Origin of the sequence: Caulobacter radicis (assembly GCF_003094615.1) — a bacterium.
Taxonomy (GTDB): domain Bacteria; phylum Pseudomonadota; class Alphaproteobacteria; order Caulobacterales; family Caulobacteraceae; genus Caulobacter; species Caulobacter radicis.
On record NZ_QDKO01000015.1, the window covers coordinates 1 to 13,063 of the forward strand.

A 13,063-nucleotide genomic window follows, 5' to 3' on the forward strand; every position below is an offset into this window, starting at 1 on the left:
CACCACCCTGCCCACTGGGACGGGCCATCCGGTGCTGGAGCCGATCCTGGCCGTGCAGAGCTTCTACCGCATGGCCGCGGGGCTGTCGGTGGCGCGCGGCTACGATCCCGACCGCCCGCCCCACCTCAACAAGGTGACCAAGACCGTCTGATGCCCGTCACCGCGCTCATCAACGCCGCCGTCATGACGCCCGCCGGCGTCGTCGACGGCCAGGCCCTGCTGGTCGAGGACGGGATCATCCTTAGCCTCGTCGACCGCGCCGAGATTCCGGCCGGGGCCCTGGTCGAGGACCTGGCGGGCGGCCTGCTGGTTCCCGGCTTCATCGACACCCAGGTCAACGGCGGCGGCGGGGTGCTGTTCAACGACGCGCCCACCGTCGAGACCATCGCCGCCATCGGCGCGGCCCACCGCCCGTTCGGCACGACCGGCTTCCTGCCCACCCTGATCAGCGACGACCTCGAGGTCGTCGACGCGGCCATGCGGGCCACCGAAGCCGCCATCGAGGCCGGCGTTCCCGGCGTGCTGGGCGTGCATATCGAGGGGCCGTTCCTCAACGCCCAGCGCAAGGGCATCCACGACGCCGACAAGTTCCGCGTCCTCGACGAGGCGGCGATCAGGCTGCTCTCTTCGCTGAAACGCGGCAAGACCCTGGTCACCCTGGCCCCCGAGACGACCACCCCCGACATGGTGCGCCGCCTGGCCGACGCCGGGGTGGTGGTGGCCGCCGGCCACACCAACGCAGCTTACGAGACCGTCAAGGCCGCGCTCGAGGCCGGCCTGACCGGCTTCACCCACCTCTTCAACGCCATGTCGCCGCTGACCAGCCGCGCGCCCGGAACCGTCGGCGCGGCCCTGGAGAACCAGCGGGCCTGGTGCGGGATCATCGTCGACGGCCGCCACGTCGACCCGGCCACGCTCCGCATCGCCCTGCGCACCCGGCCGCTCGACCGCTTCATGCTGGTCACCGACGCCATGCCCACCGTCGGCATGGCCGACAAGCGCTTCGTCCTGCAAGGCCAGGCCATCACCGTCCAGGACGGCGTCTGCGTCGGCCCCGGCGGCACCCTGGCCGGCTCGGACCTCGACATGATCGGCGCCGTCCGCAACGCCGTCGACATGCTGGGCCTGTCGCTGCAGGACGCCGTCATGATCGCCTCGGCCGCCCCCGCCGCCTTCCTGGGCCTTGCCGCCCAGCGCGGAACCATCGCCCCCGGCATGGCCGCCGACCTCGTCCTGCTCGACGACCAGCGCAACGTCGTCAGGACCTGGATCGACGGGCGGGGCTAGGTCGGCGCGGGACGCGGCGCCCGCGCGTCGCTGTTTGCGCTGTTGATCAGGAAGATCGCCAGCACGGTCGCGGCCTGCGCCAGGTCGCCCGGCGAGAGGCGCTCCAGCGTGTCGAGGCTAGTGTGGTGGGCCCGGCCGTCGTAGTCGAGCGGATCCTGCAGGAACGAGATCCCCGGCAGGCCGATCTCGGTGAAGGTCGACTGGTCGGCGGGCCAGTGCGGCCCGTCATAGACGGCCAGCACGCCCAGATCCTTCAGCGGCGCGGTCCAGGCGCGATAGAGTTCGGCAAGGGCCGGATTGCCGCCGGTGAACACGCCCCGAACGCGACCCGAACCGCCATCCAGGTTGAAGGCGACGCTGAAGTCCTCGTACTCCGCCCCCTTGCGAAGCGGACCGATCTTGGCCCGTCGCCCCTCGACCGGCAGGGCCATCTGCTCGGGCGCGGTGGAGCGCGGGATCCAGCCCAGCCGCTGCCTGGCATAGCCTTCGGACCCGTAGAGCCCCTGCTCCTCGCCGCCGTAGAGTACGACACGGATGGTGCGGCGCGGCCGGGCCCCGACCGCGCGCAGGATGCGGATCGCCTCCAGGGTCGCGGCCACGCCCGCCCCGTTGTCGGCCGCGCCAGCGCCTGCCGCCCAGCTGTCGAGATGCGCGCCCGCCAGGACCACCTGGGCCTTCAGGGCCGGATCCTGTCCCGGCAACTCGGCCACGACGTTGTAGCCGGGCTCGGCGGGATCGCCTTCCTCGGTGGCGATTTCCAGTTCCAGGCGCGGCGCCGCGCCAGCCTTCGCCAGGCGCCAGCAGCGCGCATAGGACGCTCCATCGACATAGAGCGCGGGAAAGAACGGCCGCTCGGCCGCCAGCCAGGGACGTCCGCCGAGTTCGGAGCCGTCGACGACCATGGCGCCCGGCTCGGCGCCGCCGCCGTCGATCAGCACGGCCACCACGCCCTCGGCCGCCAGGAAGGCGTTGCGGCGGGCCTTGAACAACCCTTCCCATCCCTGGCGCGCGCGTCGCTCGACCACGGTGCGGTAGTAGGCGCGCACGGCCTGCGCAGCGTCGCCCTTCACGACCTGCTCGTCGCTGTAGCGGACGATGGCCGAACCTTCGGCGGAAGCAGACTTGGGCGCCCCCAGCAGCACGATCCGGCCGGCGAGCGTTCCCTTCGCCCGTTCGAGGTCTTCGTCGCTGTCCAGACGCACGGCGACCGCTTGACCGGCGACCGCGCCCTTGGTCGCCACCGACCAGGGGCTGGCCACGGCGGTGAACTGGACGGCGTCGGGCGCGGTCATCCGCGCCCAGGCCAGGGTCTGGCGCCAGGAAAGGCCGAACGGGCCGATCGGCTCGAGCCGGGGGTCGCCAAGGCCCAGCGCCCGCATCCGCGCCAGCGCCCAGTCATAGGCCCGGCGCATACTGGGCGATCCCATCAGCCGGGCGCCGACCTCGTCGACCAGGCTGGTGGCGAAGGTCATCGCCTGGCCGCGCGTCAGACCCTCATCGCGGATCGCCTGGTAGAGGGCGAGATCGGGAACCGGCGCCTCGCGGGCCAGCGCCTTCGGGGCCAGAGCCAGCGCGCCAAGACCGGCCAGGGCCTGCCGCCGCGCCAGCCTCATCTCAGCGCTCAGCCGGCACGCGGATCACGCCGACGTCGTCCTCGATGTCGATGCGCGTGCCGAACTGCACCGAGGCGGCCTGGATCCGCTTGAGAATCCGCTGGGCGTCCTCGCGCGACGGCGACTTGGGCGTCCCTTGCAGGCGCTCGTCCGAGAGGTTCTGGATAAAGGGATGGATGCGGATCACGGCGACGCGGCCATTGCGATACTCGCTGACCGCCACGGCGCCGTCGTACCACTCGGCCGGCAGGGTGAAGCCGCGGAATTGGCGGTTCTTGTCGCCGACCTGGAACATCAGGCTGCCCATGCCGTAGAAGATCGGCCGGCCCTTGTAGATCTCGACCCCCAGCAGGGCGTGGGGACCGTGGCGCACCACCGCATCAGCGCCGGCGTCGATCAGTTCGTGGAACAGCGCCGGCATGTAGTCGGCCGGGCGGATGTCTTCGGGGTCGGACGAGGCGGTCTCGTGGGCGTGGATCGAGAACAGCACCAAGTCCGCCTTGCCCCGCGCCTCCTTGACGCTGGCCAGGGCGGCGGCCCGGTCGCCAGCGTCTAGGTCGTAACTGAGGCCCGGACGCCCGTCGACGCGGAAGGTGGTGCGGCCGATGGTCAGCTCGTCGCCGGTCTTGGCGGCGCTGAACACTTCCGGGTTCTTGGTCGCGTCGGGCGTCGCCGAGCGGGCGGCGACCTCGCGCAGGGTCTTCATCTGCTCGGGCGTGACGCGCTGCAGCTCGCGCGAGCGCAGCGGCGCCAGGCCTGGGCGAGCGCGAAAGCCGCGAGCCGGATTGGCGTCGGCGGCCAGGGAGATGTCGGTATAGCTGCCGGCGAACGAGACCAGCGCCACCGTGCCGCGCGCGGTCCTGGCGTAGGCGGGCTTGCGCGCCGCGCTCAGGCTGTCGCCCGTGCCGGCATGGACGACGCCGGCCGCGTCGAGCGCCCCTTGAGTCAGCGCCATGCCCTCCACGCCGAAGTCGGTGGCGTGGTTGTTGGCCATCGACATCAGCTTGAAGCCCATGGCCTTCAGGTCGAAGGCGACGGCCGCGTCATTGACCGGCGTGCCGCCGCCATTCTGGGCGGCAGGCCAGCCAGGGAACTTGTCGAAGTCGAAGATCGCGCCTTCCTGGTTGCCGAAGGCCGCATCGGCGCCGGAGAGCAAGCGCTCGATCCGCAGCGTGCCGGGATCGCCAAGGCCGGTGATCGGATGCTCGGGCCCGATCAGGTCGCCGGTCACGGCCAGCAAGAAGCCGTCCTTGACGGTGGCGGGCGCTTGAGCCGCCGCCGCACCGGCGACGGAGGCGGCCAGGAGCGCGGTGATCAGTAGACGCATTTCATCCCCTCGGTCCCAGGCTTGCGGACCCATTGATAGACCTCGACCGTCTCGCCGCGCGGCAGGTAGGTCAGCGGGAAGATCTTGCCGTCGCGCGTGACCTTCAAGGTCAGGGTCGCGGCCGGATCGCCCTGCACGCCATCCAGCGCCACCGCATAGGTGACGACGTCGCCGTCCCGGAGCCCGGCCTTGGCCGCTTCCGAGCCCGGGATCAGGCCGCGAATGGTCTTGGTCGTGCCGACCAGCGACCGGGGCTCGAAGCCCAGCTCGAACCGGCGGGCCTTGGCAGTCGTGCGGGTGAAGCAGGGTCCGAAGTCCTCGGCCTGCGGCAGCATCAGGCCGCCGGCCAGCATGGCCTCGTGCAGCCTGCGGCCGTCCTCGCCCAGCTCGCCAGCCAGCAGCGCGACCCAGGCCGCGTCGTCGGCCTTCTCTCCGGCGGCGAAGCGGCGGTTCATCTCCAGCACCAGATCGTCGACCGAGCGCTTGCCGCCGCTGGCGCGACGGATCTTGCCGTCCAGCACCGCGAAATAGAGCCCGCCCCTGTCATAGGGCAGCACGCGGATGCGGCTGTCCTCCCAGAAGCGCGGCATGATCTCGTGGTCGGGCGTGCCGTTCAGCGGATTGGCGTAGTAGCGCCGCGCGGTGTCGTTGAGGTCTTCCAGGAATTCGTCGGCCGACAGCAGGCCGGCGCGGAACGGCAGCAGGCCCTGGTAGTGAACGGCGATCCCCTCGCCGTACCATTGGCCGGCGTCGGAGTCGGTCCAGGTGTGAACCATCTCGTGCGAGAGCGTGCCCTTGAGGCTGTCGCCCTTGGTGTCCGCGCCGTAGGTGGTCAGGAACGAGCGGGTCAGGGCCGTGCCGCCGCCGGCGTTGATCGGGTTGTAGCGCAGGAAGACGCGGTACGGCGGGACGGCCTTGTCGTGGAAGAAGCCGCTCATCCAGCCGTGCAACTGGTTGGTCCAGGCCATCAGCGGCGCCGGATCGAACGGCGGGGTCCCCATCCAGGCGGCCGAAAAACCGGTCTCGGACACCACCGCCGGCTCGCGTTTCATCAGCCCGGCCATGAACACCGTCGAGGCCAGTTGGCTGGCCGGACCGTCCGGCAGGGCGACGTCGCCCTCGCCAAAGCTGGAGGTCGCCGTCGAGCCCTTGGGCAGGGCGCCGAGGTCCCAGCTGAGGCGGATGCGGCGCGCGACCTGATCTTCCGGCAGCAGGACGAAGGTGTTGCCGACGCCCGAGACACCGCCGCCTTCGGTGCGCAGGGCGTAGGGCGGACCCGAGCCGCGCGTGGGCGGAGTGTTGTCGACGGGAGCCAGGTAGCGGACAACGACGGGACCGCGCGTCGCGCGTCCGGCCAGCCAGTGGCGCGACCAGACCATGCCCTTGGGCGGATCGTCCCGCACGGTCAGCGGAACCTCGCCGTCGGCGTCGGTGGCCGTGAGGCCGGTCAGGGTGTCGGCGACGGTCGCGGTGTTGGCGATCACCAGCGGCAGGGTCAGCAGCGGCGCCCCGGCCTGGACCGAGAGATCCGAGAACCGCAGTTCCACCGCCAGGCCGCCTGCGCCCTTGGCTTCGTCCATGCGGCTCGGCGTCAGGCGTACGTCCAGCGACGGCGCAGGCTGGGCCAGGCTGGCCCCGGCGGGCGCCAGGATGAAGGCGGCGGCCAGCCCGGCCAGCAGACGGGTTCTCAAGGTCATCGCACCTGCTCGTAGAGATAGGCCGCCGCCGCCAGGTCCTGCACGGCGTGGCCGATCGACTTGTACACGGTAATGTCCGAAGGCGACCGCCGCCCTACCGCCGGATCGGCGAAGACCTCGCCGATCTCGGCCTGGATGCAGTCCTCAGAGACGAGGCCGGCGGCGATGGCGCGCAGGAACTCCCCTGCTCCGTTTCGCGCCGACTCGCGGCTCTCGACGAAGTAGCGCCCGACCGACACCACGGCGGCCTCGGCCTCGGCGGCCGAGGCGACACTGGCGCCGACCAGGTTCACATGGGTTCCCGGCGTCAGCCATTCGGCCATCAGCACCGGCTCGACCGCGCCGGTCACGGTGCAGACGATCTGGGCGTCGGCGACGGCCTCGCGGGCGTCCTCGACGGCGACAACGGACAGGCCCGTCGCCGCCGACATCTGTTCGCAGAAGGCTTGGGCGCGTTCGAGCGATCGCCCCCAGACGCGGACTTCCCTCAGCGCTCGCACCCGCGCCAGGGCCTCGATGTGAGCGCTGGCCTGGTGACCGTGGCCCATCAGGGTCAGGCGTTCGGCGTCCGGCAGAGCCAGGGCGTCGGTGGCCGCCGCCGTGCCGGCGGCGGTGCGGATCTGGGTGATGGCGCCGGCGTCGGCGACGCAGACCGCCTGGCCGCTCTGCGCGTCGAACAGCACCACCACGCCCTGGTGGGCGCTGCGCCCCGGACGGTCGGGCTCGGCGAACACGCTGATCAGCTTGGCGCCGAAATAGCCGCCGTTGAGCAGCGCGCCCGGCATCTGGCCGAACAGCCGCCCCGCGCCGATCGGGATGATCGAGCGGGGCAGTTGCCGGGTTTGCCCCGCCGACAGGGCCACCATCGCCTCACGCACCGCCGTCCGGCAGCCATCGAGATCGAGGCGTTGCAGGACGGCGGCTTCGTCGAAGAACCGCATGCCTAGAAGCTGCGGCTCAGCGAGACGCCCGCGGTGCGCGGCTGCAGGAAGATGGCCTGCGGCGCGCTGGTTCCGCCACGGGTGGTCGCTTCCACGACGCCGCGCTCGTCGCCCAGGTTCTTGATGTAGGCGGTGAAGCGCCAGTCGGCGTTGTAGATCCCCCCGCGTACATCGAACGTGGTGTAGGACGGCAGCTTGATACGCGAACCGTAGGCGGTGTTGCCCGTCGTCGTCGACAGGACGTTGGCGAAGTCGCCGTAGCGCTCGCCGACATAGGCCACGCTGGCGCCGACCGTGGCCGAGAAGCCGTGGCCGATCGACCAGTCGTAGTCGCTGGACAGGCTGGCCGAGACCTTGGCCGAGCCCGGCAGGCGGTCGCCCTTGTCGCCATAGATCGGCGAGGCGCCGGCCGGCGCCTTCAGGTCGTCCGACAGCTTGGCGTCCAGCAGGGTCAGGGCCCCGTCGAACGACAGGCCGCCGATCGGCGCCCAGCGGCCCGACAACTCCAGGCCCTGGCTGCGGGCGGTGGAGCCGTTGGTGTAGTAGGTGAACTGCGAGGCCACGTCGGTGGTCAGGAGCTGGATGTCGTCCCAATCCACCCGGAACAGCGCGGCCTCGTAGGTGAAGCGCGCCGCCCGGATCACGCCTTTCAGTCCGGCTTCGTAGCTGACCACGCTGTCGGACTGGAACGACAGCGGAATGCCCGAGACGCCCGAGCTGTTGGGACCGCCCGGGCGATAGCCGGTGGCGATGCGCAGATAGGCCATGGTGTCGGGCGAGATCTTGTAGCGCGGCGTCAGCAGCCAGGTGACCGCGTCGTCCGACGACTTGGCCTGCGGCACCGACGAGGTCGGGCCGAAGAAGCGCACGGCCTGCGGGGCGATGGTCGTGGTCGAGGCGCTGTCCTGGTCGTTGGACGAGTAGCGCACGCCGGCCTGCACGTCGAAGACCGGGGTGAAGTGGTAGGTGACGTCGGCGAACGCCGCCTTCTCCTCGAACTTCGCCGGCCCCACCGAGGCGTAGGCGGTCGAGTCCGAGCCCGTGGTCGGACGCACGACCAGCGTCTGGTCCACCGCGATCTTCTCATGGGTGTAGAAGCCGCCGACCAGCCATTCGAGCGGACCGTCCGACTTCGAGGCCAGGCGGATCTCCTGGCTGAATTTCTTGGTCTGGTCGGCGTTGATCAGCGACACGCTGGAACCGGTCGGCGCCGAGAAGGCTGACAGCAGGAAGCCGAAGGTGTTGGTCTGGTCGAGGTCGGAAGCCGACTTGATGCGGTTGTAGGCGCTGACCGAGGTCAGGTCGGCGAAGCCTAGATCGTAGGTGGCGCGGCCCTGGTACAGGGTCACGTCGACGTCGCGCTTGGTCGGCGCGATGTTCAGCGTCATGTCGCCGTAATAGGGCGTGAAGTCGACACCGCCGGTGAAGGCGCCCGTGCCGCACGAGGGGCAGATCCGGATCTGCGGGCTGCCGACGAACTTGGCTTCCTGGCGCAGCACCGACAGGTCGATGGTCAGGGCGTCGGTCGGCTTGAACAGCAGCGCGGCGCGGCCGCCCTCGACACGGTTGTCGTTGACGTCCTCGCCCGCGGCCTTGGCGTTGATGTTGTCGAGATACGGCGGATCGTGGCGGGTGAAGCCGCTGACGCGCAGGGCCAGCTTCTCGCTGACGATCGGCAGGTTGACCGAACCGCGCAGCGACCAGCCCTCGCCGCCGCCGGAAACGGTGTTGGCGCCGGCCTCGATGCGGCCGCTGAACCGTTCGGTGTCGGGGGCGATCGTCACGTACTTCACCAGGCCGCCCAGGCTGGAGGCGCCGTACAGCGTGCCCTGCGGGCCGCGCAGGATCTCGACGCGCTGCAGGTCGGACGGATCGATGTCGATCAGCGGCGACTGGGCCGAGGCCGCGCCCGAGGTCAGCGGCACATCGTCGAGGGCGAAGGCCACGGTGGCCGCCGTGCCGCCGCCGGTGGTGACGCCGCGGATGGCCACGCCGTTGGCGCGCTGCTCGGTCCCGCCGCCGCTCAGCGAGACGCCGGGCACGCGGTTGTAGAAGTCGCGCACCTGCACGAGGTTCTGCCGCGAGAGGTTGTCACCCGTAACCGCCGCCACCGACACCGGCACGTCCAGCAGGCGCTCGGACTTCTTCTGCGCCGTCACCACGATCTCGCCGATCGTCGTGTCGCCGGCCGCGTCCTGGGCGTGGGCCAGGGAACCGGCCAGGAGGCACGCGCCGCCCGAACCCGCCAGCAGAAAAGCCTTCAAACCGTTGCGCATCGCAGTCCCCAATTCGTCGGGCCCGGCGTCCCCCGCCGACCCAAGACCCATGTTCGCCAACAGCTTTGCAACAGAACGAAGACACCTTCAACATTTTGTTGAAAACATCGACTACGTGTTGATGCGTGCGAAATTTCGCATGCATTCCAGGCCATTGCTGATCAAACGGCGGGCGCCGGACCGCGTATCGAAGCCGAACGGCGATCGTGTTGCGCACAGGACAAGGCCGGAATATCAACGCTCTGTTGAATGACGCCGCTTCGTTCCCGGCTCGCCGCCCCGCATGAAAGACCAGACCGCCGTGCAAGACGAAAAGGCCCTGCTGGGCGTGCTTCAGGGCGTGGCCAAGGCGCTGGAATGCGCCGTGAACCAGCACACCGAGGTGGTGGTCCATAACCTGCGCGAGCCGGAATCCTCGATCATCGAGATCGTCAACGGCCACGTCAGCGGCCGCAGCGTGGGCTCGGCGATCATCTCCGGCCCCGCCGAGGACAAGGCCTTCGACACCCTTGTCGCCAGCAAGGCGGCCGCTCATCCCAACGAGGTGCGCGTGGTCTCCAACTACACCTCCCGGACCGGCGACGGACGCGCCCTGCGCTCGTCGTCGGTGGTGCTGTTCGACGAGGAGGGCGTACCCGCAGCCGCCCTGTGCCTGAACGTCGACATGGGCGCGATCGAGCGCATCCAGCGCGAGGTGCAGGCGGCCCTGGTCCCGAGCGTCCTGCCGCCCCTGCCCGCCCCCCGGTCGGAAGGCAATATCGAAGGCCTGATCGAGGAGATCATCGTCTCGGCGCTCGAAGCCGCCGGCGCGCCGGTCGACCGCATGTCGAAAACCGAGAAGAAGGCCGCCGTCGCGATCATGCACGAGCGCGGCCTGTTCGTGATCCGCGGCTCGGTCGAACGGGTCGCCGCGCGCCTGGGGGTCACCAAGTTCACGATCTACAACTATCTCGACGAGATCGGCGCCAAGCGCTCCTGAACGGGGCCGCCGCCCGGCGACTGTGAAGTATTCATAAAATTCCGGCGCGCCTGCCGATCGGCCGCGTCCCTTGAGCTTGGGAGCATCTCTGCTCCGGTTCAGGGCCTGCGGTCGATGAAAACGCTATCGTTCAAAACCAAGCTTCTCGCGTCCTCGATGGCGCTCTTCTCGCTGCTCGGCGCGGGCCAGGCCTTCGCGGAGGACGCGCCCGCCTCCGCCCCGGACGCCGCCGAGGTCGCCGCCGTGACCGTGGTCGCCACCCGCAACGACGCCATGCGCACCCAGATGGCCAGCGACAACGCCGTCAGCGTGATGTCGGCCGACGACCTTGAGCACACCGCCGTCCACAACGTCGCCGAAGCCCTGGCCCTGCTGCCCGGGATCAGCGTGCAGAACACCGGCAACTCGTTCTTCGGCGGCGTCGACGGGGCCTCGCGCGGCGAAGGCATGTTCGTCGGCGTGCGCGGCATGAACTCCGAGTTCACCCTGGCCCTGATCAACGGCGTCAACGTCGCCCAGGGCATGCCCTACTCGCGCCAGGTGCAGCTGTCGCTGCTGCCGCCGTCGGGCCTGAAGACCATCGTGGTCAACAAGAACTCGACCGCCGACATGGACGGCGACGCCATCGGCGGCACCATCGACTTCATCACGCCCTCGGCCTTCAGCTTCCGCGACGGCTACGCCTCGCTGTCGGTCGCGGGCCGCGTCGAGAGCCGCGCGCGCACCTATGACGAGGACGGCCTGGGCGGCGGCGTCAGCGGCGAGATCGCCCGTCGCTTCGGCCGAAACGACCAGTTCGGGGTCTATGTCAGCGCCTTCTACGACAAGCGCACCTTCGCCAACTCGATGGTCGCGGCCCTGATGAACGCCCAGAACGACGGCGGCTGGGCCTATCTGCATTCGGCGACGGACTCTGGCGAAGGCGTCAATCCGGCCGGCATGGACAAGGAAGCCAACCTCGCCCTGACCGGCCTGAACGTCGGCGTCTCCACCGGCCACACCAAGCGCTATGGCGGCAACTTCTCGCTGGACTGGCGTCCGGACGACAGCCTGGACCTCTATCTGCGCGGCTCCTACGCCTTCGCCGAGACCGAGCAGAACTCGACCCTGAACCAGTTCGTCCAGAACCGCGCCCGGGTCTTCAACGCCGCGACCGGCCTCTATGACCTGAACCTGACCAACTCGTCGGTCCGCATGTGGTACACGACCAACCCCGAGGACGCGGACCTGAGCACCGTGACCCTGGGCGGCGTCAAGCGTCAGGGCGCCTGGACCCTGTCGCCGTCGGTCTTCTACTCCGAAGGCGGCAACGACCGTCCCGACCACATCGAGGCCTCGGTCCGCAACAACCAGTCCGACCGCTTCAACACCGGCTTCCTGACGCCCTACAGCGGCCTGTTCATCGGCTACAACAAGGACGGCTATCCGATGCCGCTCCTGACCCAGGCCCAGCGCGACCTGATCAACAATTCCGGGACCGCGCTGCTGGCGCGCCGGGCGGGCCAGCTGACCGAGCAGTTCTCGAACCAGCAGAAGTTCGGCGGCCGCTTCGACGCCCAGCGCGACTTCGACGGCGGCGCGCTGTCCTACATCAAGACCGGCGTGAAGTACGTGCAGAGCCACCGCCGCGTCACCAGCCACGACTGGACCAACGACCACTTCGCCAACCTGCTGGGCAAGCCGGGCGTGACGTGGAACGAGCTGGGCCTGATCTCCGGCTACTTCGACTCCGTCTATCCGGGCCTGTACGACATCCGCGCGCCGAAGGTGAACCACGACCGCCTGGTCTCGCTGTTCCGCCAGTATTTCGACGCCAACGCCGCCGCGGCCGACCTCTGCTACCTGAACTGCAACACGCTCAAGGGCGACGAGAACGTCGCGGCCGCCTACGTCACCGGCAAGTGGGACATGGGCGCGCTCGAGGTCATCCCCGGCCTGCGCTACGAGCACACCAGCATCGAGAACACCTACTGGAACAACGATAGCAAGGCCCGGCGCTTCGAGACGAACTCGACCAAATATAGCGAGTGGCTGCCCAGCCTGTTCGCCAACTACCGTCCGACCGACGACGCGGTCTATCGCGCCTCGATCACCCGCGCCTACATGCGGCCGGCCCTGGTGCAGTTGGGCGGGTCGGAGACGACCACGCGCGGCGACAACTCGATCACCGTCACCCGCGGCAACCCCGACCTGAAGACGTTGAAGTCCTGGAACTTCGACGCCTCGGGTGAATGGCGCAACAGCGCCGGCGGCTATGCGATGGTCGGCGTCTACTACAAGCGCCTGTCGGACTACATGTACGACAACGGCTCCACCACAGTGAACGGCGGCCAGTCCTCAGGCGGCACGCAATACAACGGCGAGACCTTCGACCGCGTGACCATCGTCTCGCCGACCAACGGCGGCGAGGGCCACGTCAAGGGCCTGGAGATCCAGCTCTACCAGAAGTTCGACATGCTGCCGGGCTGGCTGTCGGGCTTCGGCGCCGGCGCCAACTACACCCGCCAGTGGACGCAGGTCGACATCGGCGGCGGCGAGAAGAAGCGCATGCAGAACGCTCCCGACGAACTGGCCAATCTGAAGCTCAACTACGTGCTCGGGAACCTGACGGTCGACCTGAACTGGAATTACGCCGGCGAGACGGTCATGGCCTACAACCGCGTGGCCGGCCTCGACTACTGGACCCGCCCGACCCGCCGCACCGACCTGCACGCCGGCTATGACTTCGGCAACGGCGTGGTGCTCGACCTGTCGGTCTCCAACCTGTTCAAGAACTACAGCTACTGGGCCCATGTCGGCGAGAACAGCCTGGCCATCTCCGACGTGGTCAATTCCGGCCGCACCACCCTGCTGACGCTGAAGTACGACTTCTAAGCGTCGGCCAAGGCCCGGTTCGCCCTCCCCTCGCGAACCGGGCCTTTCGCTTTCCCGGACTTCCGACGA

At 69.5% G+C, this 13,063-nt stretch carries 8 protein-coding genes and 1 pseudogene; 4 read left to right on the top strand and 5 right to left on the bottom strand.

The window, feature by feature from the left end:
- A pseudogene (locus DDF62_RS08775) lies at nt 1-151 on the top strand (SIS domain-containing protein); the annotation flags it as partial.
- The gene (gene nagA / locus DDF62_RS08780) at nt 151-1,287 is read left to right on the top strand and encodes an N-acetylglucosamine-6-phosphate deacetylase (protein ID WP_116488771.1); all 1,137 of its coding nucleotides are present in this window, start codon (nt 151-153) and stop codon (nt 1,285-1,287) included. The pseudogene DDF62_RS08775 and the gene nagA, both read left to right, overlap by 1 nt.
- Here the strand turns inward: nagA and DDF62_RS26475 are convergent.
- From DDF62_RS26475 to DDF62_RS08805, 5 genes are read right to left on the bottom strand one after another with little or no spacing between them, the layout of a single operon-like run.
- Nucleotides 1,284-2,900, bottom strand: coding sequence for a M20/M25/M40 family metallo-hydrolase (locus DDF62_RS26475; protein WP_116488772.1), 1,617 nt, complete (start codon nt 2,898-2,900; stop codon nt 1,284-1,286). The two genes, nagA and DDF62_RS26475, sit on opposite strands and share 4 nt — an antisense overlap.
- Nucleotide 2,901: 1 nt before the next feature.
- The gene (locus tag DDF62_RS08790; RefSeq protein WP_165832209.1) at nt 2,902-4,227 is read right to left on the bottom strand and encodes a CapA family protein; all 1,326 of its coding nucleotides are present in this window, start codon (nt 4,225-4,227) and stop codon (nt 2,902-2,904) included.
- Nucleotides 4,215-5,924: a M61 metallopeptidase family protein gene (locus tag DDF62_RS08795; RefSeq protein WP_116488774.1), complete on the bottom strand. Its 1,710-nt coding sequence runs from the start codon at nt 5,922-5,924 to the stop codon at nt 4,215-4,217. The genes DDF62_RS08790 and DDF62_RS08795 overlap by 13 nt, the downstream gene beginning before the upstream one ends.
- Nucleotides 5,921-6,865: an ornithine cyclodeaminase family protein gene (locus DDF62_RS08800; protein ID WP_116488775.1), complete on the bottom strand. Its 945-nt coding sequence runs from the start codon at nt 6,863-6,865 to the stop codon at nt 5,921-5,923. Before DDF62_RS08800 ends, DDF62_RS08795 begins: the two co-directional genes overlap by 4 nt.
- A 2-nt stretch (nt 6,866-6,867) precedes the next feature.
- Entirely contained in the window at nt 6,868-9,141 is a 2,274-nt protein-coding gene (locus DDF62_RS08805) for a TonB-dependent receptor (protein WP_165832210.1), read from the bottom strand.
- A gap of 283 nt (nt 9,142-9,424) precedes the next feature.
- Here DDF62_RS08805 and DDF62_RS08810 point away from each other — a divergent pair, with 283 nt between their 5' ends.
- Both DDF62_RS08810 and DDF62_RS08815 read left to right on the top strand, forming a co-directional pair.
- Nucleotides 9,425-10,120, top strand: coding sequence for a helix-turn-helix transcriptional regulator (locus tag DDF62_RS08810; RefSeq protein ID WP_116488777.1), 696 nt, complete (start codon nt 9,425-9,427; stop codon nt 10,118-10,120).
- 156 nt (nt 10,121-10,276) lie between these two features.
- The gene (locus tag DDF62_RS08815) at nt 10,277-12,994 is read left to right on the top strand and encodes a TonB-dependent receptor (RefSeq protein ID WP_244286766.1); all 2,718 of its coding nucleotides are present in this window, start codon (nt 10,277-10,279) and stop codon (nt 12,992-12,994) included.
- Nucleotides 12,995-13,063 lie beyond the last annotated feature (69 nt).